20 protein-coding genes and 2 pseudogenes are annotated in these 21308 nt (G+C 70.0%); 8 read left to right on the plus strand and 14 right to left on the minus strand.

Annotation, left to right across the window (positions count from 1 at the left end; genetic code table 11):
* The 5 genes and pseudogenes from VXC91_RS30345 to VXC91_RS30365 form a co-directional block, all read right to left on the minus strand.
* Positions 1-761 (minus strand): class I SAM-dependent methyltransferase (locus VXC91_RS30345; protein WP_329510550.1); only part of this gene is annotated, 761 nt, incomplete at its 3' end.
* 660 nt (positions 762-1421) lie between these two features.
* Positions 1422-2309 carry an RNA polymerase sigma factor SigJ gene (gene sigJ, locus VXC91_RS30350; RefSeq protein WP_329510551.1) on the minus strand — a complete coding sequence of 296 codons (888 nt, stop codon included), beginning with the start codon at positions 2307-2309 and terminating at the stop codon, positions 1422-1424.
* Positions 2310-2392: 83 nt separating this feature from the next.
* A complete protein-coding gene (locus tag VXC91_RS30355) occupies positions 2393-3127 on the minus strand; it encodes a PIG-L deacetylase family protein (RefSeq protein ID WP_329510552.1) in 735 nt (244 codons plus the stop codon).
* A 101-nt stretch (positions 3128-3228) separates the two neighbouring features.
* Entirely contained in the window at positions 3229-4530 is a 1302-nt protein-coding gene (locus tag VXC91_RS30360; protein WP_329510553.1) for an alpha/beta fold hydrolase, read from the minus strand.
* A gap of 168 nt (positions 4531-4698) precedes the next feature.
* Positions 4699-5214: pseudogene (locus VXC91_RS30365) on the minus strand (substrate-binding domain-containing protein); the annotation flags it as partial.
* Positions 5215-5543: 329 nt separating this feature from the next.
* Here VXC91_RS30365 and VXC91_RS30370 point away from each other — a divergent pair.
* From VXC91_RS30370 to VXC91_RS30395, 6 genes are all read left to right on the plus strand, one after another.
* Positions 5544-6920 carry a serine hydrolase domain-containing protein gene (locus tag VXC91_RS30370; protein ID WP_329510554.1) on the plus strand — a complete coding sequence of 459 codons (1377 nt, stop codon included), beginning with the start codon at positions 5544-5546 and terminating at the stop codon, positions 6918-6920.
* 150 nt (positions 6921-7070) lie between these two features.
* Positions 7071-7826 carry a (Fe-S)-binding protein gene (locus tag VXC91_RS30375; protein ID WP_329510555.1) on the plus strand — a complete coding sequence of 252 codons (756 nt, stop codon included), beginning with the start codon at positions 7071-7073 and terminating at the stop codon, positions 7824-7826.
* Between the two features lie 31 nt (positions 7827-7857).
* Positions 7858-9342, plus strand: a complete 1485-nt coding sequence (locus VXC91_RS30380) for a LutB/LldF family L-lactate oxidation iron-sulfur protein (protein WP_329510556.1) — start codon at positions 7858-7860, stop codon at positions 9340-9342.
* The gene (locus VXC91_RS30385) at positions 9339-9980 is read left to right on the plus strand and encodes a LutC/YkgG family protein (RefSeq protein WP_329510557.1); all 642 of its coding nucleotides are present in this window, start codon (positions 9339-9341) and stop codon (positions 9978-9980) included. Before VXC91_RS30380 ends, VXC91_RS30385 begins: the two co-directional genes overlap by 4 nt.
* 22 nt (positions 9981-10002) lie before the next feature.
* Entirely contained in the window at positions 10003-11157 is a 1155-nt protein-coding gene (locus tag VXC91_RS30390) for an ABC transporter ATP-binding protein (RefSeq protein ID WP_329510558.1), read from the plus strand.
* A gap of 356 nt (positions 11158-11513) precedes the next feature.
* Positions 11514-12254, plus strand: a complete 741-nt coding sequence (locus VXC91_RS30395) for a DUF4142 domain-containing protein (protein WP_329510559.1) — start codon at positions 11514-11516, stop codon at positions 12252-12254.
* A 168-nt stretch (positions 12255-12422) separates the two neighbouring features.
* Here VXC91_RS30395 and VXC91_RS30400 read toward each other — a convergent pair whose 3' ends face one another.
* The 4 genes from VXC91_RS30400 to VXC91_RS30415 all read right to left on the minus strand — a co-directional run bounded on the left by VXC91_RS30400 (position 12423) and on the right by VXC91_RS30415 (position 15538).
* Positions 12423-13358, minus strand: a complete 936-nt coding sequence (locus VXC91_RS30400) for an ABC transporter substrate-binding protein (protein WP_329510560.1) — start codon at positions 13356-13358, stop codon at positions 12423-12425.
* The gene (locus tag VXC91_RS30405; RefSeq protein WP_329510561.1) at positions 13355-14026 is read right to left on the minus strand and encodes an ABC transporter permease; all 672 of its coding nucleotides are present in this window, start codon (positions 14024-14026) and stop codon (positions 13355-13357) included. The genes VXC91_RS30400 and VXC91_RS30405 overlap by 4 nt, the downstream gene beginning before the upstream one ends.
* On the minus strand, positions 14023-14703 hold the full coding sequence (locus VXC91_RS30410) for an ABC transporter permease (protein WP_329510562.1): 681 nt from the start codon (positions 14701-14703) through the stop codon (positions 14023-14025). Before VXC91_RS30410 ends, VXC91_RS30405 begins: the two co-directional genes overlap by 4 nt.
* A 172-nt stretch (positions 14704-14875) precedes the next feature.
* Positions 14876-15538, minus strand: a complete 663-nt coding sequence (locus VXC91_RS30415) for a UdgX family uracil-DNA binding protein (RefSeq protein WP_329510563.1) — start codon at positions 15536-15538, stop codon at positions 14876-14878.
* A gap of 128 nt (positions 15539-15666) precedes the next feature.
* Between VXC91_RS30415 and VXC91_RS30420 the strand changes: the two genes are divergently transcribed.
* The gene (locus VXC91_RS30420) at positions 15667-16023 is read left to right on the plus strand and encodes an ANTAR domain-containing protein (protein ID WP_329510564.1); all 357 of its coding nucleotides are present in this window, start codon (positions 15667-15669) and stop codon (positions 16021-16023) included.
* 240 nt (positions 16024-16263) lie between these two features.
* Here the strand turns inward: VXC91_RS30420 and VXC91_RS30425 are convergent, their stop codons facing one another.
* The 4 genes and pseudogenes from VXC91_RS30425 to VXC91_RS30440 all read right to left on the minus strand — a co-directional run bounded on the left by VXC91_RS30425 (position 16264) and on the right by VXC91_RS30440 (position 19762).
* Positions 16264-17058, minus strand: coding sequence for a SigB/SigF/SigG family RNA polymerase sigma factor (locus VXC91_RS30425; protein WP_329510565.1), 795 nt, complete (start codon positions 17056-17058; stop codon positions 16264-16266).
* 374 nt (positions 17059-17432) lie between these two features.
* A complete protein-coding gene (locus VXC91_RS30430) occupies positions 17433-18797 on the minus strand; it encodes a maltokinase N-terminal cap-like domain-containing protein (RefSeq protein WP_329510566.1) in 1365 nt (454 codons plus the stop codon).
* Between the two features lie 79 nt (positions 18798-18876).
* Positions 18877-19398: pseudogene (locus tag VXC91_RS30435) on the minus strand (maltotransferase domain-containing protein); the annotation flags it as partial.
* A 109-nt stretch (positions 19399-19507) separates the two neighbouring features.
* Positions 19508-19762 (minus strand): DUF5133 domain-containing protein, encoded by a 255-nt coding sequence (locus VXC91_RS30440; protein WP_329510567.1) that lies wholly within the window; start codon positions 19760-19762, stop codon positions 19508-19510.
* Positions 19763-20089: 327 nt separating this feature from the next.
* Here VXC91_RS30440 and VXC91_RS30445 point away from each other — a divergent pair, with 327 nt between their 5' ends.
* Positions 20090-20620 carry a pep a2 gene (locus tag VXC91_RS30445; RefSeq protein WP_329510568.1) on the plus strand — a complete coding sequence of 177 codons (531 nt, stop codon included), beginning with the start codon at positions 20090-20092 and terminating at the stop codon, positions 20618-20620.
* 259 nt (positions 20621-20879) lie between these two features.
* On the opposite strand, the gene VXC91_RS30450 is transcribed toward VXC91_RS30445, so the two are convergent.
* Positions 20880-21146: a hypothetical protein gene (locus VXC91_RS30450; RefSeq protein WP_329510569.1), complete on the minus strand. Its 267-nt coding sequence runs from the start codon at positions 21144-21146 to the stop codon at positions 20880-20882.
* Positions 21147-21308 lie beyond the last annotated feature (162 nt).

Consider the following 21308-nt stretch of genomic DNA (forward strand, 5'->3'; position numbering starts at 1 on the left):
GGCGTTCTGGGAGGGGCGGGCTCCGCGGTACCGCGCCGCGCCACGAACACGAACTCCCTGCCCGGCCGGTCGGGTGCGTCGCGTACGTCCTCGACGACGAAGCCGTGCTCGTGCAAGTCCCGCTCGATCTCCGTACGTTCGCGGAAGCGAAGTGTCGATTCCGAGGTCAGTACGTCCCCGTCCGCAGCGAACACGTGCGTACCCCGGAAGCTCACCAGCGGCAGGCTCACGTCCGTCAGCTCGGCCCAGGTCTCGACATGGCCGACGCCCGGGATGTCCGTCATGCGGTACGTGGTCTCCCGCGTCCACTCCGCCCACTCCTCCCACACGCGCTGCGCCGGATCGCGCGTCTCGAAGACAAGCCGCCCGCCCGGCCGCAGCGCCTCGTACGCGCCGCGCAGCGTCGTACGCCACGCCTGCGGATCGGCGATCGCCTGGGCGACGTTCCCGGTCATCGTCACCAGGTCGATCTGCATGGGCGGCAGATCCCCCGCGTCGCCGTCGAGCCAGCGCACCCGCTCCGCGCCCGGCTTGCCACGCGCGACGTCGACGGACGCCCGCGCGGGATCGATCCCGGTGACCGTAATGCCGCGCTCAGCGAGCAGCAGCGCGAACACGCCCGTACCGCACCCGATGTCCAGCACGGACCGCGCGCCGAACTCCTCCGCCATCGCGAGATACGCGTCGAGATCGCTGCGGTCCGGATCGAGTGGGTCGTAGATGGCGGCGAGGCGCGGATGCCCGAAAGTTGCGTCAACCATGGAGGCGAACGTATGTGGCCCCGAGCCCGCGCGGCCACTGCTTTTCCACACGATCCCGTTGAGCACGGTTCGATCGTCCAGCCGCTTCCGTCCGCGCAAGGACTGGGGCAGGCGGGGCGCCCAAGGCACCGTGGTGTTCGGCATGGATCTCGCGGATCTCGCCGACCGCGACGGCCTGCTCGGCCTGACGCGCGGCGCAGACCCGCGTGGTGGCCCGGTGCCGGTAGCAGCCGGAGCGGGAGACGCCATGGACCTGGCATATCCGCTTCACGCCGAAGTCGGCACGGTAATCGCAGATGAAGTCCCAGCGGCGGGGCCTGACTTCATTGGACACCTCACGGCTGTTCGACCTCACTGTCCCGCAGGCCTGCTGACCCACGGCGCCGCAGGACTCGGCGCCGGATCCGGCGCGGCCGCGGGCAGCTCGGCGCCGCATTCGTTCGGCTGTCCGAATGCCCCGTTCAGCTCTTGGGCATCGCACGGCCACGGCTGTTCAGGGCAGCCGCATCTCAACGGGGTTCTGCGGTCCGGGACTTCCTCACGCCGTTCGCGAGAGCGGCCCGCCCCATGCCGCCGCCGTCCCCCGCGTGTGGGGGACCACGGCGGCACGCGGTCCGATTGCTGCATGCGGCGCAGCCGACCGAGGTCCGGCCCGCCGGGTCAGGCCGCCGTGACGTCCAGCCGCTCCAGCCGTGCGGGGTCCGACAGGATGTAGATGCCCGTGATCCTGCCGTCGACGACGGTGACGCCCATGACCGACAGTGGCCGGCCCTCGGGCGCATTGACGAGCCCGATCGAGCCGTTGACCAGTGCGAGCCGGGCGTACTGGGCGTACTGGCGGAACATGAGCGCGCCCTTCGCCACCGTCTCCGCACCGCGTGCCACTTTGGATGCCGCGACGCCGGTGACCAGGGGGCCGGAGTCGGCCCGCAGCACGACGTCCGGGTCGAGTACGGCGACCAGGGCGTCGAAGTCACCGGCGCGCGAGGCCGCGAGGAACGCCTCCACCGCCTCGCGCTGGCGCCCGAGGTCCGGATCGGCGGCGGGTTCCGCGCTCTGGACGCGGCGGCGGGCGCGGCTGGCGAGTTGTCGGGTCGCGGCGGACGTGCGCCCGACGATGGAGGCGATGTCGTCGAAGGGCACGGCGAACATGTCGTGCAGGACGAACGCCAGCCGCTCGGCGGGCTCCAGTGTCTCCAGCACGACGAGGAGGGCGAGCCCGACCGAGTCGGCGAGCAGGATCTCCTGTTCGGGATCGACGCGCTCCAGGGGGGTGATCACGGGGTCCGGGACGAAGGTGTCCGCCATGGGTTCCTCGCGACGCGCGGTGCGGGAGCGCAGCATGTCGAGGCAGATCCGGCCGACGACGGTGGTGAGCCAGCCCGCCAAGTTCTTCACCTCGCTCACATCGGAGCGGCTCAGTCTCAGCCAGGCCTCCTGCAGAGCGTCGTCGGCCTCGCTCAGCGAACCCAGCATCCGGTAGGCCACTGCTCTGAGATGCCCTCGGTGCGCCTGGAAGCGGTCCGCCAGCAGTTCCTTGTCGTCCATCGATCCCCGTTTCTGAGAGCCGTCCGCGTGGGCGCCGTCACCGATCAAAACACGGCGCCCACGCCCCGTTGCACCGCGCCCTGCTAGCGGCCGAAAAGCTCGAACGCCACGGCCGGTTTGCCACCGAAGTGCTTGCCCACGGCCTGCGCCCGGGAGGTCAGGAAGGACCGTGCGTACGTCTCCGGTTCCTCCTGAGTCAACGCCTCTATGTACGTGCGGTGTTCCAGCAGCGAGCGCACCGCGCGGTCCAGGCCCGATTCCGCCTCCACGGCGTGGGTGGGCGTCGAGGAGCCGGCGACGGCGACCCACCGCACGCCGTTCCACGGTTCCAGGCCGCGCGCCGCGAGTTCGGGGAAGATCCACCGGTTGCCGGCGTCCGCCACCGCGTCGGGCGTGGCTCGTCCCACGGCCACGTGGTCCGGCGTGTTCCAGGCGACGCCGCCCCAGGTGTCGCAGTGGTTGAGGGTGATGACCAGTTCCGGCCGGTGGCGGCGGATCGCCGCCGCGATGTCCCGGCGCAGCGCGGGCCCGTATTCGATGACACCGTCACGGTGGTCGAGGAACTCCACTGTGGACACCCCCACCACCGCCGCGCTCGCCCGCTGTTCCCGCTCGCGCAGCGGTCCGCAGACGTCGGGTTCCAGCGAGTCGATCCCGGCTTCGCCCCGGGTCGCCAGGACGTACGCGATCTCCCGGCCGCCGCCGGTCCACGCGGCGACGGCCGCTGCGCAGCCGTACTCGAGGTCGTCGGGGTCGGCGAGGGCTCGCCGCCAGTCCTCGGGCATGGGCTTGAGCCGGTCGTTCATGGGCTCGGTCATGGCCGCAGACTGACGTCGCGCCCGTGGGCGGGTGCGGCGTACGGTGAACGGCCGGTGGATCAAGGGGTACGGCCGATCACGAAGCGATGCCGTGCCTGCGGTCAGACCTCGTCCCGGCTCAGTGCCAGCAGTCGTTCCAGGACGCGGGGGCCGCTTGCGCGGACGCCGTCGTGCTCGAACTCGTCCGTGACCCAGGTGCGCAGACCGCGGATCGTGCGGGCCGTCTCCAGCGCGTGGGCGGTGTCGACGTACATGTCATCGTGGTAGACCGCCGCGGCGACAGGCACCTCGTTGGCGGCCAGGCGGGACACGTCGTACAGCGGAGCCCAGTCGGTACGCTCGGCGAGCAGGTCCGCGGTCTCGCGCAGCGGGCGCAACGCCGGGTCGGTGTCGAACATCCAGGGGTGCACCGACTCGCCCGTGAACAGCACCTGGCCGTCGCCCGTCAGTGCCTTCGCCGCGTCGAACTGCGGGAACTCTCCCCGCACCCGCTCCGCGGCCCAGGCGGTGGGGCGCTCGTCCTGACCGTAGATCGCCTCGTGGACCAGCGCGTAGAGGGGATGGGCGGCGTAGGACAGCAGACCCTGCACCTCCTCCTGAAAGGCGTCGGAGAGCGCGAAGCCCTGCACGGTGCGCACGAAAGCGTCCTCCAGGAGGAAGTGGAGGCGGTGGCTGCCCTCGCTGCCGCCGAGGAGGATGCCGAGGGACTGGAAGGCCTCCACCGTGAGCCGGTAGCCGCCGTTCAGGACGGGTTCGTGCTGGAGCAGGTACTCGGCGATGCGGCGGGCGCGTTCGACGTCCTGCGGGTAGCGGGCGTAGTGGGCGGCGACCTTGCGTTCGATGCGCGGGTACGCGGCCCGGTAGACGTCATCAGCGTGCGCGCCGAGGGAGGGCAGGCCGCCGGTGATCAGGGCGGCGCGCAGGCCTCCGGGTGCCGTCGAGAGGTAGTTCACGGTGCAAAAGCCGCCGAAGCTCTGCCCGAGGACCGTCCAGGGGGCGCCGCCGGTGACCTGGGGGCGGATGGCCTCGCAGTCGCGGACGATGGAGTCCGCGCGGAAGTGCGTGAGGTAGTCGGCCTGCTCGCGGGGGCCGCCGCGCAGCGGGAGTGTCTGCCGGCTGGCGGGTGTGGAGGCGCCCGTCCCGCGCTGGTCGAGGAGGAGGACGCGATACTCCTCCAGGGCCCGGCCGAGCCAGGCCTGCTGACCGACGAAACGATTCGCCCCGAAGCCGGGACCCCCCTGGAGGTAGAGCAGCCAGGGCAGGTCGGCGTCCGCCTTGGCGCCGGCGACGACCTCCCGTGCGTACAGCTCGATCGTCTCCCCGCCGGGGTTGTGGTGGTCGAGGGGCACGGTGAAGCGGCGGTCGGTGAGGACGACGCCGGGCTGGCGATAGCTGAGGCTCAAGGGTGCTCCCGAGACGTACGGATTCGAGGCTGCGTCCCAGTTCAGCACATGGTCCCGGGGCATCCGCGGGCAGGGATCAAGAAATCTCCACCGACCGGCCGCTCGGCAGGTTCGCGCCGCTGTACGACAGAGGTACGAAAGCCGCGGCGGACGGGTGGGAGGAGGGGCTCAGCGGGCCGCGAGGCTGGAGCGGCGCACCACCAGCTCCGGCTGGAGCATCACCCGCCGATGCTCGTGCGCCCGGACCCTGGCCTCCGCCTCGGTCTCCTCCAGCAGGAGTTCTGCGGCCAGCGCGCCCATAGTGACCGCGGGCTGCCTCACAGAGGTGAGCGGCATCGCGGCCGCCGCGGCGAACTCGATGTCGTCGTAACCGACGATGGCCAGATCCTCGGGGACGCTCACTCCAGCCGCGTACAGGGCCTGCAGGACGCCGAGCGCGAGCAGGTCGTTGGCGCAGAACACGGCGGTCGGCCGGTCGGCGAGCCCCAGGAGCCGAGCACCCGCGTCCCGCCCCGCGGCGACGTCGAGGCGCTCGGTCGGCAGCTCCCGCAACGCCTCGGGGCCGAACCCCACCTCCGCCAGCGCGTTCAGGGCGCCCGTGCGACGGTCCCTGACCTGATTGAGTCCGGGCGGACCGCTGAACGCGAGGGAACGATGTCCCGCGTCGACCAGATGCCGTACGGCGGACCGGGACAGCGGTCTCTCGTGCCTCGTCGAGGAGTCTGTCCCGTCGAAGCCGGGTGAGGTTGATTCCGATCCGGCGGAGCGCTTGCCAGTTGACGGCCGTGGCGGCCGAGCCGAGCCGTTTCGCCAGGCTCCGCATGTTGAGGCCGTGCAGTCCTTCGTCGTCGAGCAGCTTGATGGCCGCACGGAGGATCCGGTCTGCAGTCAGCGTGTCTCGCGGCATGGCCACCATTTGACTTGAACTTAGTTCACGCCAAGGTCTTGCACTTTGTTCGAGTCGCGGTCTACGCTCACCCTCGCACTTAGTTCAAGTACCCGAAGGGGGAGCAATGCTGCAGGACCGGCTGACGGAGTTCGTCAAGACGCAGGCCATGGAGCTCGGCGTTCCCGGCGCCGCCGTCGGGGTGCTCCTGGACGGCCAGGAGATCTACGCCTCGCATGGCGTGACGAGCCTCAGCAACCCGCTGCCGGTCGACGAGAAGACACTGTTTCCTCTGGCGTCGGTGTCCAAGACCTTCACAGCGACCGCGCTGATGCGCCTGGTCGCCGAGGGCAAGGTGGACCTTGACGCGCCGGTGCGGCGTTACGTCCCCGAGTTGAAGCTCGCCGACGAGCAGGCCGCGGCGCAGATCACCGTCCTGAACCTGCTCAACCACACCGCGGGTCTGGACTGGAACCTGATCGACGACGGCGAGGGCGACCGCTCCCTGGCCGGGCTCGTGGCGAAGCTGCCCCAGCTGCCGCTGATCGCACCGCCCGGGGCCCGCGCCTCGTACAGCCAGGCCGGTTACAACCTGGCCGGGCGGATCATCGAGAAGGTCACGGGCCTGCCCTTCGAGCAGGCCATGGCCTCGCTCGTCCTGGAGCCGGTGGGCCTTGCGGACACCGTGTACGGCCTGTCCGAAGTGATGGTCCGCAAGTTCGCCGTGGGCTACAACCGCGGCGACGACGGCGAACTGCACCCCGCCCGGCCCTGGGGAGCGTTCAAGGAGGGCGCGCGCGGCGACAACCCCGGTGGCGGCCTCGCCTCCTCGGTGATCGATCTGCTGTGCTGGGCGCGGTTCCAACTCGGTGACGGGGAGGGCCTATTGCCCACCGCAGAGCTGTACCGCATGCGGGATCGGACGATCGAGCTGCGCGCCAGCACGCTCGGCGACGGCTTCGGCATCTGCTGGTTCCTGCACGACTTGGACGGCCTCCGCGGGATCGGCCACGGCGGCTCGGGCAACGGCCAGTTCTCCGAGCTGCTCATCGTGCCCGAGCGCGACTTTGCGGTGGTCTCCCTGGCCAACGTCGGCCCGGACGGCTACCCCTTCAACCAGTCCGTCGTGCGGTGGGCGCTCGAGAACTACCTCGGCGTCGTCGAGAAGACGGCGGAGCCGGTCCCGTACGACGAAGGACAGGCCCAACAGGTCGTCGGCCGCTACGAGATCGACGCCATGAATCTCGACATCGCCGCCGACGGCACCCGTCTCACCCTGGCGGTCGGGATCAAGCCGGAGATCCGCCAGGCGTCGGACGAGGAAATGCCCCCGGACCACCCGGCCGCGGACATCGGCTTCCTTCCCGGCGACGGCGACGAGTACATCGTCACAAAAGGCGGCCTCAAGGGGCAGCGCGGCTACTTCTCCCGCGACGTCAACAGCGCGGTCACAGGCGTCGACCTCGCCGGCCGGCTCTTCACCCGGGTTGCGGAAGCATCCTGATCCAACGCAGGCACGGCTCGCCCCACGGGGCGACACGGCGCCCTGGTGCGATGCGCAGGCTCGGCTCGGCGCGCCGTAACCGGGGTCTCGCCCGGGCCACGCCCGCCCATTACGCTGCACTCATCCGATGATCGACCACGAGGAGCCGCGATGCGTGTCGCCCTGTTCCTGACCTGCGTCAATGACACGCTCTATCCGGACACCGGGCGCGCCGTGGTCAAACTGCTGACCAGGCTGGGCGTCGAGGTCGACTTCCCGATGGCGCAGACCTGCTGTGGACAGGCCCACTACAACACGGGATACCGGCACGAGGCGGAGCCCCTCGCGGTGAAGTTCTCCGATGTCTTCCGAGGGTACGAGGCCATCGTGACTCCCTCGGGGTCATGCGGGGCGATGGTGCGGGAGCTGTATCCGCGGATGGGGGAACGGGCGCGGGCGGAGGGGCGCGGAGACACCCTCGCGGCCGCCGTGGCACCCGTGGTCCCGAAGACCTACGAGCTCACGGAGTTCCTCGTGGACGTGGTGGGCCTGACGGACGTGGGAGCGTACTACCCGCACCGGGTGACCTACCACCCGACCTGTCACGGTCTACGGAGCCTGGGCCTGGGTGACCGTCCGACGCGACTGCTCCGGGCCGTCAAGGGACTGGAACTGGTGGAGCTGCCGGGTGCCGAGGAGTGCTGCGGCTTCGGTGGCACCTTCGCCCTGAAGAACTCCGATGTCTCGGCGGCCATGGGCGTCGACAAGGTGCGCAACGCCGAGTCCACGGGCGCCGAGGCGCTCTGTGCGGCCGACAACTCCTGCCTGATGCACATCGGCGGGACGATGTCCCGGCTGCGCGTGGGGATGCGGCCGGTGCACATCGCGGAGATCCTGGCGAGCACGGAGGAGGAGCCGCTGGTATGAGGAGCGTCGTCATGGTGAAGGGGCCCATCGCATGAGCGGGACGTTCGTCGGGATGCCGTCGTTCCCGCAGGCAGCGCACGAGGCGGTCCGCAACAAGACCCTGCGTGGAAACCTGCGGCACGCCACCCACACCATCCGGGCCAAGCGGGCCAAAGCAGTCGCGGAGGTGTCCGACTGGGCGGCGCTGCGGGAGGCGGGACGGCAGATCAAGGACCACACGCTGCGTCATCTGGACCGGTACCTCGTGCAGTTGGAGGAGGCGGTCACCGCGGCGGGCGGCTCCGTTCACTGGGCCGCGGACGCGGACGAGGCCAACAGGATCGTCGCCGGGCTGGTCAAGGCGACCGGCGAGACGGAGGTCGTCAAGGTCAAGTCCATGGCCACGCAGGAGATCGGTCTCAACGAAGCGCTGGAGGCGGAGGGCATCCGGGCGTACGAGACCGATCTCGCCGAGCTGATCGTGCAGCTGGGCAAGGACCGGCCCTCCCACATCCTGGTCCCCGCGATCCACCGCAATCGCGGCGAGATCCGTGACATCTTCCGCTCCGAGATGGGCGAGTGGGGGCGCCCCGCCCCCGAGGGGCTCACCGACACGCCCGCCGAACTGGCCGAGGCGGCCCGGCTGCACCTGCGTGAGAAGTTCCTGCGCGCCAAGGTCGGCATCTCCGGCGCGAACTTCATGGTCGCCGAGTCCGGCACCCTGGTGGTGGTCGAGTCGGAGGGCAACGGGCGGATGTGCCTCACCCTGCCCGAGACGCTGATCTCCGTCGTCGGCATCGAGAAGATCGTGCCGACCTGGCGGGACCTCGAGGTGTTCCTCCAGACGCTCCCCCGCTCCTCGACCGCCGAACGCATGAACCCGTATACGAGCATGTGGACGGGTACGACCGACGCCGAGACCGCCGACGGCCCCCGCACCTTCCACCTCGTCCTGCTGGACAACGGCCGCACCGACACGCTCGCCGACCAGGTCGGACGCCAGGCGCTGCGCTGCATCCGCTGCTCGGCGTGTCTCAATGTCTGCCCGGTGTACGAGCGCGCGGGCGGCCACGCCTACGGCTCGGTCTACCCGGGCCCCATCGGCGCCATCCTCAGCCCTCAACTGCGGGGCACGCAGAGCGAGATCGACGCGTCGCTGCCATACGCGTCCTCGTTGTGCGGAGCGTGCTACGAGGTGTGCCCGGTCGCCATCGACATCCCCGAGGTGCTGGTGCATCTACGGGAGCGGGTCGTGGAAGGCGGGACCGTGACACAGGCCGGCAACAAGGTCGTGCTGAAGCCGGCGAGGGGTCATGCCGCCGAGCGGGCGGCGATGCGGGCCGCGCGCTGGGCCTTCGGCCACCCGGGCGCACTGCGCACGGGCCAGCGTCTCGCGTCACGCTCGCGCCGCTTCCTGCCGCGGACCCTGCCGGGCCCGGGCAGGGCGTGGAGCGCGAGCCGGGATCTGCCCCCGGTGCCGGCGGAACCGTTCCGCGACTGGTGGCAGCGTACGCAGACAGAGCAGGAGGCACGGTGAGCAGCAGGGATCTGATCCTGGGCCGGGTGCGGCGCGCGCTGGCGGACGCGAGAAAGGACGACACGCCGTACGAACAGGCGGTTTCCCGTGACTATCTGCGGCGGCACGGCGAGCGCACCGCCGAGGAGACCGTGGAGCTGCTGGCGGAGAATCTGACGGACTATCGGGCGATCGTGCACCGGAGCGATGCGGAGCATCTGCCGGCGGTTCTCGCCCGGCTGCTCACCGCCCGGGACGCGCACAGCGTCCTGGTACCGCCGGGGCTGCCCTCGCACTGGCTCACGGGCGTGGAGCAGGTTCCCGACCGCGCGGAGAGCAGCCCGTACGACCTGGACCGTGTCGACAGCGTGGTCACCGGTTGCGCGGTCGCCGTCGCCGAGACCGGCACCATCGTGCTGGACGGTGCACCGGATCAGGGCCGTCGGCGTATCACGCTCGTTCCGGACCACCACATCTGTGTCGTACACGTCCCCGGGCAGGTCGTGTCCTCCGTGCCCGAGGCCCTGGAACGTCTCGACCCGGCGCGCCCGCTCACCTGGATCTCCGGGCCGTCCGCGACGAGCGACATCGAGCTGGACCGGGTCGAGGGGGTGCATGGTCCGCGCACCCTGGAGGTGGTGCTGGTGAGCGAGCAGTGACCGGCGCCGTTAGCGTGAGGGAATGATCCGGTTCGAGGAGGTCACCAAGCGGTATCCGGACGGCACCACGGCCGTGCGGGACCTGTCCTTCGCGGTCGCGGAGGGCGAGCTCGTCACGCTCGTCGGACCGTCCGGATGTGGCAAGACGACCACGATGATGATGGTGAACCGGCTGATCGAACCGACCTCGGGGCGGATCTTCGTGGGCGGCGAGGATATCGCGACCCTCGACCCGGTGCGTCTGCGGCGGCGGATCGGTTATGTGATCCAGCAGGTGGGCCTGTTCCCGCACCGGACCGTCCTCGACAACACCGCGACCGTGCCCTCCCTGATCGGCTGGAAGAAGGCGAGGGCCCGGGCGCGGGCCGCCGAGTTGCTCGACCTGGTGGGCCTTGACCCGAAGACATACGGGCCGCGCTATCCCGACCAGCTGTCCGGCGGCCAGCGGCAACGGGTCGGGGTGGCACGGGCGCTGGCCGCGGATCCGCCGGTGCTGCTGATGGACGAGCCGTTCGGGGCGGTGGACCCGGTGGTGCGGGAGCAGTTGCAGGACGAGTTCCTGCGGATGCAGGCGGCCGTCCGCAAGACGGTGCTGCTGGTGACGCACGACATCGAGGAGGCGGTGCGGCTCGGCGACCGCATCGCGGTGTACGGGCAAGGGCGCATCGAACAGTTCGACACGCCCGGGGCGGTGCTGGGCACGCCCGCCACGCCGTACGTCGCCGAATTCGTGGGCGCGGACCGGAGCCTGAAGCGGCTGTCCGTCACGGAGATCGAACCGAGCGACCTGGCGCAGCCGCCGGTCGCACGGCTCGACGAGCCCGCCGAAGTTGCGGCGGACCGCCTGCACGCGGAGGGCGCCCGCTGGGCGGTCGTCCTGGACGCCGAGGGCGATCTGCACGGATGGGCGGGGGCCGGCGAACTCGGTGCGGGGGGGCTGGTCCGCGACCACGCCCGGCGGATGAACGCCTGGGTTCCGATCGGCGCCCCACTCAAGCAGGCGTTCGGGGTGATGCTCCAGCACGACGCGGGGTGGGTGGCGGTGCTGGACGGAGCACGCTTTTTGGGCGTACTGACCCCGGCCAAGCTCCATGAGGCGCTACGCCGCTCGGTGGACGCGGAGGCGCGGGGCATCCCGCGCGGGCAGGTGTCGTTCGAGTCGGTCTCGGACGCCTAGCCGTACTGACCAGCCGGCCCTCCCGGGATGTGGAACGACGGCGCTGCGGCCGTTGACCGGCGGTACGGTGCCCCGCTCGACGGTCACCGTCGCCGTGAGCCACCGCTGAAGTAACCGTCCACCCTCGCAATTGACGACGGGGAATCCCGAAGACGCCGCTTTGGACGCAGGATCTGCCGGCTGAACGGTGGCTGGTACAGGTGCAGATGTGCGGCGGAGCATCAGAACTCGGCTATGAGGCCCATGATGTGACGCATGACACATGGCAGCGTGCATTTTTTACCCTGGGCGATGATGGATCGAACCGACCCTTGCGTACTCCCTGGCGTTACAAGCCGCTCGCTCCTGGAGACAGCATGCCCACACCCCGCAACATGGCCGGAACCGTCTTCGTGGCCGGTGCGCTGGGCCTGACCCTCACTGCCCTCGCCTACCCCGCCATGCTCGGGGTCCAGACGACGTCCGGTTCCCCGGACCGCGTCATCGCCAACACCCGCTACGGTCCGCTCACCGAGGCGGACCGCGACTTCGTGGTCAAGGTGCGTGCCGCGGGATTGTGGGAGTACCCACTGGGCGAAATCGCGCTGAAGAAGGGCTCGTCGCCGGAAATGAAGGAAGCCGGCAGGCATCTGATCGTCGGGCATGCCGGACTCGACGCGATGTGCCGCAAGATCGCCCCCGAACTGGGCATCGCTCTCCCGAACCAGGCAAGCCCGCAACAGCAGCAGTTCGTGGCGACCTCGGCGGCGCAGAACGGCAAGCAGTTCGACGTCACCGCCGCCAACATCATGCGGGTGACCCACGGTCAGATCTTCCCGACCATCGCCAAGATCCGCGGGACCACCAAGAACACCCTGGTGCGTCAACTCGCCGACCTGGCCAACGACACCGTGCTCGACCACATCACCATGATGGAGAAGACCGGCGTGATCAACTTCGATCAGGTCCTCTTCCAGGAGACGACCCCGCCCAAGCTCCCCAAGGACCAACTGACCCCGCCTCCGCCGCAGGCGGGGGAACCGATGGTCGTCCTCACACCCCGTCCCGACCTGAACGTGAACACCGCCACCCCCGCGCCCGGCCCGACGGTCGGCTGACCCGGAGCCCGGCCGGCAGGGCCTGCTCGGGGTCAGACGTCGTGCGCGGGCGACGAGTCGACCAACCGGCCGAGCGGCGGCATGGGTCCTTTCTCTCGCGCCGCACTCACCGCTCCCTCGTACGAGGGGAACAGGTTTTCCCACGACCCGCCGGGCGGCGCGACCGCGTCACTTCAGCAGGCCCTTGTCCTGCAGGTAGTTGCGCGCCACGTCCTCGGGCAGTCGCCGCCAGCTGTCCACCCGCCGGTTCATCGACGCCAAGTCCTGCGTGGTGAGGACGGAGTTGAGGGCGCCGAGCGCCTTGGTGACGCGGGCGTCCCCTGCGCGGGCGCGATTGAGGACCGGGACGACGTAATCGGCGTTCTGCAGATGCTTGTCGTCGTCGAGCAGGACGAGTCCGAACTCGTCGAGGGTCGGGTCCGTGGTGGTGGTCAGCACCATCTGGTCCCGCCCGCTCTGCACGGCCCGCTTGGCCTGGAGGGTCCCGACGCCCTTTGGGTCGACGACGGTGATGTCGATGCCGTACGTCTTCTTCAAGCCCGGTGCGCAGTACGGTCGCCGGACGCACTCGTCCCCTGCCGCGAGGCGCACCTTCAGGCCCGATCTGCCGAGGTCGCCGAGTGTCTTCACATGGTGCCGGCGAGCGTAGGCGCGTGTCACCGCGAAGGCGTTCTGGACGACCGCACGGCCCGGGTCGAGCACCGTGAGTCCGCGCGGAGCCGCAAGCTCCCGCACGGCCCGCATGGTGGCGGCGAGGTCCGGCGAACCGGCGGGCGGAGCGCCGGCGCCATGGGTCTTGGCGTTGAGCCAGTCCGCGAAGGTGGCCGCGTACTCCGGCACGACGTCGATCTGCCCCGACTCCAGGGCGGGCTCGTACAGTTCGCGGTTGGCGACGGTGAGGATGGATGACCGGTAGCCGGCATGGTTCAGCAGCAGTGCGTACATCTGGGCGAGCAGGTCGCTCTCGGTGAATCCGGCCGAGCCGACGGTCAGGTGCCCGCTGTCTCCGGGCGGCGTGGTGACCTGACCTCGGGTCTCCAGGGAGGGACCCGTCGTGCAGCCCGCGATCAGCAGCACGCTCGCGGCCGCCGCGTACCCCCTCAAGGCGAGCCTCTGGCGCGGCGCCGCACCAGCCGCTCGACGGCTTCGAAGATCCCCTCGACGATCAGCGCGAACCCGGCCACGAGCACGGCCCCGGCGACGACCTGCGGCGTACTGGCCAGGTTGAATCCCGCGGTGATGATGCGTCCGAGCCCACCGCCGCCCGCCAAGGCTGCGATCGTGGCGGTCGCGACGAGTTGCACGGCGGCGATCCGCACCCCGTTGAGGACCATCGGGAGCGACAGGGGCAGTTCGACGTGGAACAGGGTCTGCCGGCCCGTCATCCCCATCCCCCGCGCCGCCCGTACCACGTCGCGGTCGACCTCGCGCATGCCCACGTACGCGTTGGTGAGCAGCGGCGGCACGGCGAACAGGACGAGGGCGACGACGGTGGGCCCCTCTCCCCATGCGCCGATCGGGGTGAGCAGCAGAAGCACCAGCACGGCGAACGTGGGGACCGCGCGGCCGACGTTGGAGATGTTGACCGCGAGCACGCCGCCCTTGCCGAGGTGCCCGAGGACGAGCGCGACCGGAAGCGCGATCAGGCAGCTGACGACCAGACAGACGACGGTCAGGACGAGGTGCTGCACCAGCCGGTGCCAGATGCCGTCGTCGCCCGCCCAGTGGGCGGAGTCGGCGAGCCAGTTCCAGGTGCCGTCGAGGGTCTTCATCCCCGTCTCGTCCTGGACCAGGGGGTGATCAGACGCTGTACCCCGAGCAGCAGCAGATCGGCTGCCACCGCGATCACCACGCACAGCACGGACGCGGTGAGCACCTGCGCCTTGAAGTACGTGTTCATACCCGCGTAGATCAGGTTTCCGAGCCCGCCGAAACCGACGATCGCCCCGATCGTGACCAGGGAGACAGCCGAGACGGTGGCGATGCGGAGTCCGGCCATGGCGGCGGGCAGGGCGAGCGGCAGTTCGACAGTGAGCAGCAGCCGGAGCGGACCGAATCCCATGCCGCGGGCGGCCTGCCGGGTCTCCTCGGGGACGGCGCGCAGTCCCGCGAGGATGTTCCGGACCAGCAGGGTGAGCGAGTACAGCACGAGACCCGCGACCACCAGCGCCGCCGACAGCCCGTAGAGCGGAAGGAGCAGCGAGAACATCGCCAGGGAGGGGATCGTGTAGAGGATCGTGGTGACGGCGAGGACGGGACCGGCGGCCCGGCCCCAGCGGCGCGCCAGCACGGCCAGCGGTACGGCGACGACCAGGGCGATGAGCACGGAGACGCCGGTCAGCTCCACATGTTGCAGTACCGCGTCGAGCAGGATGTGACGGCGGCTGCGCAGATAATCGCCGCAGATCCACTCGTTGCGCGCGAGGCAGTCGTCCGGGGGCGCGGTCACCCGTCCATTGCACCGGCGGGGCGAGCGGTCACGCTCGTTGTACTGACCCGTCCGGGGCCCCACCCGCAGACCCCGGCCACACGAGCGCCGTGCCCCACGGGGCCGGTCCGCGGCGCAGGGCGGGAGCCCGGAACCCGGTGATCCAGCCGGGGAGGCGCCCGGCAGCAGTGATCTATCCCCGCCCGTCGAGCACCCGTGCGACCACCTTCAGGTCGGAGACCAGTCCGGCGTACGCGGACTCCCGGTCGTCGGCGCGCAGGATCGCCGAGGGGTGCACGGTCGCGACGACGTAGCGCTCCTCGTCGGTGCCCGGCATCGGGAGGACACTGCCCCGGTCCTTGGTCACCCGGAAGGAGCCGCCCAGCAGGGCCTTGCCCGCGGTCGCGCCCAGCGCCACCACGACCTCGGGGCGGACGAGGTCCAATTCGGCGAGCAGCCAAGGCCGACAGGCGAACGTCTCGCGCAGGCTGGGCGCCTTGTGGATGCGCCGCTTGCCGTGTTCGGCGACGGTGAACTTGAAATGCTTGACCGCGTTGGTGACATAGGCCGCGCCGCGGTGGATGCCGGCGTCCTCCAGCGCCTTGTCCAGCAGGCGGCCGGCCGGGCCGACGAAGGGTTCGCCCTTCCGGTCCTCCTGATCTCCGGGCTGCTCCCCGACCAGCACGATCCTCGCGGAGGTGTCGCCTGTGCCGAACACCGTCCGGGTGGCGTTCTCGTACAGGGGGCATCCCCGGCAGCCTTCGGCGGCGCGCCGGTACGCGTCGAGCCCGCCTTCATGCGGCAGGAACGGGGTAGCGTCGTACGCGTCGGCCCGGTCGTCATCGGGACGGCTCACAGTTGCTTCACCTCCTTGACCCACGGTGCCGCCCCAGTACCCTTCCCCGGCTCGCACACACCTGGTCGAATGGCGACGATGGGGAGAAAGCCCGACATCGCCGAAAGCCTCGCCACCCGGAGGGGACGATGACCACGAGACCCCGTCCGGGGAATGAGGAGCCGGACATCACCACTTCCGAATCGCAGCGGATCTTCCAGTTGGAGGAGGAGGTCGGCCAGCTCAAGGAGGCCGTGGCCTCGCACGCGGTCGTGGACCAGGCGATCGGCATGCTCGTCGCCCTGGGGCACGTCAGCCCCGACCAGGGGTGGGAGGTGCTCAGGGAGGTCTCCCAGCACGCGAACATCAAGCTGCGCAATGTCGCGGAGATGATACTCATCTGGGGACGCGACGGAGATCTCCCGGAACACCTCCGCGTTCTCCTGGAGGAAACCCTCGATCGCTACGGCCCCACGCAGCTTCCGGAGGATCCGCGGAGCCGTTGACGCCCGTCGCAGAGCGCAAGTCACCGACAGCGATGGCTGAACGATTTCGCGTCGCCGCCTGCCGCAGGAGTGTTTCGAATATCTCCTCGCGGATAGTCCGGAAAGGGTCGGCGCACTGGCCAACCGTTCCCGGGAGGGTTCGGCAGTGAGCCCACCGCAAACGGCCGTCCGGTCGATGAGCGGCCGGGCGGCCGGATGCAGGCCGGCCCACCCGAGGGGTCGGAACGGCGGGCTGCGGCATCAGGCGGTATCTTCGAGCGCTTCTTCGCGTACCCGTGCGCAGCACCCGCTCAGCAGGCGAGAGACATGCATCTGGGAGATGCCCAGCTGGCTGGCGATCCGGCTCTGGGTCATGCCACGGAAGTAGCGGAGGTAGAGGATGGTGCGCTCACGCTCGGGCAGGGACTCCAGGCACGGTTTGACGGCCTCGCGGTCCACGATCAGGTCGTATCCGGAGTCGGACTCCCCCAGGGCGTCACCCAGCGCGTATCCGTCGTCACTTCCCGCCACCTCCGCGTCCAGGGACAAGGCGGTGAAGCTGTCCATCGCCTCCAGACCCACGCGGACGTCGTCCTCGCTGAGGTGGGCGTGCTCGGCGATCTCGGCGACGGTCGGACCGCGCCCCGGCGTCTCCTGCGACATCTCCTTGACGGCCACGCGCACACGGTTGCGCAGGTCCTGGACACGCCGAGGGACGTGCAGCACCCACATGTGGTCGCGGAAGTGCCGCTTGATCTCGCCGGTGATCGTGGGGATCGCGTAGCTTTCGAATGCGTAGCCGCGGCCCGGGTCATAGCGGTCGACCGCCTTGACCAGGCCCAGCGCCGCAACCTGGCACAGGTCCTCGATGGACTCCCCCCGGCCTCGGTAGCGGCGGGCGATGCGCTCGGCCATGGGGAGCCACGACTGGACGATCCCGTCACGCAGCGTCTGCCGTTCGGGGCCGTCGGACAGAGCACGGAGCCGGGCAAAGGCCTCAGCGGTATCCGGTGCGTCGTCGTGCGGATGTTGCTTGGCTTTGACCGTGATGCGCATGGTGCTTTTCAACTCCCTCAAGGGGCTGATTGGACAGTCACCGTGGGAGGGCGCACTCACGCAGACAGAAAAGACACCCGGGATCTGGTGGGCCAGCTCCCACAAACGTGCCTCCTGTCCGAAGCACTTGCTAAGCCCCATTCCCGCATTCCGTTCCGTCAAACAATTCCACGCCGGATGACTCTGCGCATTCACACGATTCCTGCATGTGACATCGAGAGGAAAAGGGAATTACAGAAATCCGATTCGTGAATTCTCTGGGAAACGACGGGTTCAACGTTCCGGGCGCGGCTCCACAGCGAAGCGGGGTGCCCGACTGCGGTGAGGCACGCGGTGGTCGTGGCGCGGTGTGGAGCGTCACGAGGTCAGCCTCCTCAGCCCGGGGCGTCGGCCAGGCGTGCGACCGCCGCCATCGGCACCGGCAGCCAGTCGGGGCGGTGCCGGGCCTCGTACACGACCTCGTACACCGCGCGGTCCGTCTCGTACGCGCGCAGCAGGGCCGGTTCCGCCCGGGGATCCCAGCCCGACTCGGCGGCGTAGCCCGCGCAGTACGCCTCGCGGCAGCGCAGCGCCCACTGGGGGTGCCAGGGCCGGCGGGCGTGGGCGGCGTAGTCGAAAGAGCGGAGCATGCCCGCGACATCGCGCACCGGGGACTGGGCCCGGCGCCGCTCGGGCAGCGGGCGTGCCGGTTCGCCCTCGAAGTCGATGACGTGCCACTCTTGTTCGGCCCGCAGCACCTGCCCCAGATGCAGATCGCCATGGATGCGCTGAGCGGGCCGGGGCGTGTCCAGTGTCGCCAGTTCGGCGAAGGCCGACCTCAGTCCGGACGCGTACGGCAGCAGGTCCGGTACGGCATGGATGGCGTCTCGCAGGCGCCCGGCCATCCCGGTCGCGAGCCGTCTGCTCTCGGTCGCGTCCTGCGACACGACGGAGAACGCGGCGGCGAGAGCCAGGTGCACCTCGGCCGTGGCCCGCCCCATCTCGAACGCCTCCGCGGTGAACTCCCGCGCTGAGGCGAGCGCCTCGAGGGCCTGCGTCCAACCGTCGGCACCACCGCGCAGGAACGGCTGGAGCACACCGAGCGTCGCGTCCCACGGGCTCGTCGTGCGGAACCAGGCCACCGGCGCGGGCACCCGGGTGCACCCCTGCCGGGCCAGGGCCCGGGGCACCTCAAGGTCCGGGTTGATTCCCGGCCGCACGCGCCGGAAGATCTTCAGGATGTAGGCGTCTCCGTACACCAGCGAGGAGTTGGACTGTTCGGCTTCGAGGAGACGCGGCGTCAGCCCGGCGGGGATCGACACCCGCCAGTCGCGCTCGAAGTGGAGGGCGTCTGTGGTGTCCGACGTACGCAGCCGTTCCAGGAGCAGGGACGACGAGCGTGGTTCGTGGAGGGCGTCGTACACCAGCAGTCCCGCGAGGGGGCCCTCGGTCGCCCGTCCCAGGAGGGCCGGGGAAGGCCGGGGCGACGGCGACTGCTCTGTGCCGAGGAGGAGTTGGTAGCAGTCGTGGGCCGGGCCGGCCGCGGGACGTTCGGCGTGATCGGCGCGGATCAGAACGTGCAGGCAGACCGGTTGCAGCTCGGTCACCGACAACAGCGCCAGATCCGTTACGGGGCGGCCCTTGCCCGCGAACCAGCGCTGACGCGGCAGCCACTCACGCAGAAGACCGGAGAGCGAGGGCAGCAACACGGCGGAGCCGAGGCTGTCCTGGCGAAGCGTTGCGGTCTGGGTCTTCGCCATGGCGTCGCGTCCTTTCCGTGCCGGCCGGCGGATCAGCGCGGTGTGCCAACTGCCCGCGAACAGGTGCACCTTGGTGGCCTGCCGGACGTTCGGATTCGTCGCGCAGAGCGCGGACGGCCGCGCGTACCGCCTCCCGCTGCGGCCCCTCCGGCACTCCGGCGGCGGCCCGCTCATACAGCTCGGCGCCCTCTTCCATGACCAGTTCGGTGTCGATGCGCAACGGCACCTTGATCCGCTTGCGGTGCCGCCAGGTGGTGACCGGATCACTCCACGCCTCGACGGCGTATGTCCAGGTGCCACCCGACGACGGAGTCACTTCGGCGCGCCGACGGTCGGTGCCGGGTTCAAGTTCGCGCATCGGCGTCCACGGTCCGGGCCGGCCCTCCGGATCCCCGAGGACGACATCGGCGCCGAGGGCGCCGTGTCCCTCGGCGAAGACCGCGGCGGTGACCAGGAAGGTCTCCCCCTCCACCGCCTTGGCCGGGCGTCGGCCACCATCGACGGCCGGACGGACGTCCACGACCGAAATGCGTCCTATCACAGGCCCGGCATCCCCGGCAGCGGGAGGCACACCACCAGGGCGCACGACCTGCGCTTCCATGGACTTCGCCTCCTCCGCCGTTCTCCAGCCTCGCTGGATGCCGGCCCTCCGGTCTTCGGGTCTCGGTCGGCATTCCGGCCCTCGGATCGCCGCCGCGTACGGCGGCCCGCTACGCGTTCGCCGATGGTGCGGGCCAGGCGTCACGCACGGTTCGCTCACGGGGCTCACAGGGGTTCAGATACAGCTCGGCGGCGTCGACGGCCTCGCGGGCGCAGCGCTTGCCCATCAGCACGCACAGTGTGTAGCCCGTGTCCTCGAAGCTGCCGCGTACCGCACGGTTGTCGGGGGAGGCAAGCATGAGCCGTTCCCACGCCCGGTACCGCTCGAGATGTCTGGCGACCTCGTCTCTGGCTGGCAGCGACATGGCACCGGTCACCTCCCAACCTCTTCGCCGAAGCACGGTTCCGGACGGTTCGCGGGTCGCGGTCCGGAAGATGCGCGAAGGCCGTGCACGGAGTGGGGGTGGTCCGTTACGGCGATCGAGACCTTCACCCATGGTGCATGGTGGGCCACTTAGCGTCCTGTTCGGAATTCAACCAACTCGGGCGGAGGTGCTTCGTGTTGCACGAATGGAGTAGTGCTCGCACTCTGGGACTGACTCAGGAGCGATGAATGCTCACGCTTCGTGATCGGGGCTCGGCCTCCATGGACGAGGAGAAGCGCGAGCTTCACCGGTGAGGAGCCAACGACGATGAAGACCGCAGCGCCCTGCTACTACCACCTCGACGTGGAGATCAGCCCGGAGCGGATCGGGCAGGTCAGTCGGATCCTGGCCGCCCATCTCCGGTACTGGGACCTGGAGATGCTCGTCGAGCCCGTCTGCCAGTGCTCGGACGCACTGTTGCGCACCATCGACGCACACGCGGCGGACAAGCACACCACCATCGAGATGTGGTGGAACGGACACCACCTGATCACCGCGGTCCAGGACAGCGAGCGGGACATCCGACCGCATTACGCCCCGAGCGGCTGCCTGGCGCAGATCGCGGCACTGAGCAATGGCTGGGGATGCTGCGCGACCGACACCGGCGGCAAGATCATCTGGTTCTCGCAGCGGGCGCGGGCCGGCGACCACGCCCCGCTCGTTCCGGTGGCTCCCTTCCCGAGCCTGCATGAGACACGCCCGCTGCCCCGCGCACTGCCGCTCATGGCGGACGCCGCCGCGCGGGAGCGGGAGGACGTGTCGGCCGAGTGGCTGGAGCCGGCCACGGCCCTCGTCTGACGGCAGTCCGCCGGTAGGGCGCCCTACCGGCGGACCCCCGCGGGCCGCCGACCCCGGCGGAACGACGGTGCTCGCATCATTCGGCGCGAGCACCCTTTCCGTCTGCAAGACGGGCTACGACCGGCATGGGAACGCGGGCGCCATCTACGCATGGCGGCAGGACTGCGGGCCAATTGACGGAATATCAAAGTCTCGAGAAATACTGGCCATTGGTGAGGCCTCTCATGCAGCCGATGATCGGGCCGGGCAGCAGTGACCGTCATTCCCCGACGCGGGGCCGGATGGCAGTGCCGTAGCCCTTCTTGGCGTGCGAGGCGTAGAGACGCGCGGCGATGAACGGCATGGTCAGACCGTCCGCAAGCAGCCCCTCTCCGACACCATCCACATCACCACCCGCACCCTCCTGGCAGCTCAGGGCCTCGCGCTCCCGGCGCAGTGATCCAGGAACCAAGTCCCCTCCGCCCTGGCTCAGGTCGAAGTGGCAGGTGCCGGGCCAGAAGATGTGCGGAACGGGCGGGCCTGTCAACCAGCGTCTGCTGCGAAAGTGGATCAAGGGTTGGTGCTCGCCGCGGGCTTTGTCCGGTCTGGCCAGCCCCGTGACAGCCCGAGGAGGCCGGACCGCAGAGCGCGTACATCAGGATTCGGATTCCATCGAGGCGACATAAACCAAAGGCTACTGTGGGTGCGG

This window comes from Streptomyces chiangmaiensis (assembly GCF_036281785.1).
Lineage (GTDB): Bacteria > Actinomycetota > Actinomycetes > Streptomycetales > Streptomycetaceae > Streptomyces > Streptomyces chiangmaiensis.

Excerpts from the sequence above, each read along its gene's own strand:
- VXC91_RS30420 (WP_329510564.1), top strand. The coding sequence starts at position 15,667 with ATGACCACGAGACCCCGTCCGGGGAATGAGGAGCCGGACATCACCACT.
- VXC91_RS30370 (WP_329510554.1), top strand. The coding sequence starts at position 5,544 with ATGCTGCAGGACCGGCTGACGGAGTTCGTCAAGACGCAGGCCATGGAG.
- sigJ (WP_329510551.1), bottom strand. The coding sequence starts at position 2,309 with ATGGACGACAAGGAACTGCTGGCGGACCGCTTCCAGGCGCACCGAGGG.
- VXC91_RS30390 (WP_329510558.1), top strand. The coding sequence starts at position 10,003 with ATGATCCGGTTCGAGGAGGTCACCAAGCGGTATCCGGACGGCACCACG.
- VXC91_RS30440 (WP_329510567.1), bottom strand. The coding sequence starts at position 19,762 with ATGTCGCTGCCAGCCAGAGACGAGGTCGCCAGACATCTCGAGCGGTAC.
- VXC91_RS30395 (WP_329510559.1), top strand. The coding sequence starts at position 11,514 with ATGCCCACACCCCGCAACATGGCCGGAACCGTCTTCGTGGCCGGTGCG.
- VXC91_RS30445 (WP_329510568.1), top strand. The coding sequence starts at position 20,090 with ATGAAGACCGCAGCGCCCTGCTACTACCACCTCGACGTGGAGATCAGC.
- VXC91_RS30405 (WP_329510561.1), bottom strand. The coding sequence starts at position 14,026 with ATGAAGACCCTCGACGGCACCTGGAACTGGCTCGCCGACTCCGCCCAC.
- VXC91_RS30380 (WP_329510556.1), top strand. The coding sequence starts at position 7,858 with ATGAGCGGGACGTTCGTCGGGATGCCGTCGTTCCCGCAGGCAGCGCAC.
- VXC91_RS30355 (WP_329510552.1), bottom strand. The coding sequence starts at position 3,127 with ATGACCGAGCCCATGAACGACCGGCTCAAGCCCATGCCCGAGGACTGG.
- VXC91_RS30425 (WP_329510565.1), bottom strand. The coding sequence starts at position 17,058 with ATGCGCATCACGGTCAAAGCCAAGCAACATCCGCACGACGACGCACCG.
- VXC91_RS30430 (WP_329510566.1), bottom strand. The coding sequence starts at position 18,797 with ATGGCGAAGACCCAGACCGCAACGCTTCGCCAGGACAGCCTCGGCTCC.
- VXC91_RS30375 (WP_329510555.1), top strand. The coding sequence starts at position 7,071 with ATGCGTGTCGCCCTGTTCCTGACCTGCGTCAATGACACGCTCTATCCG.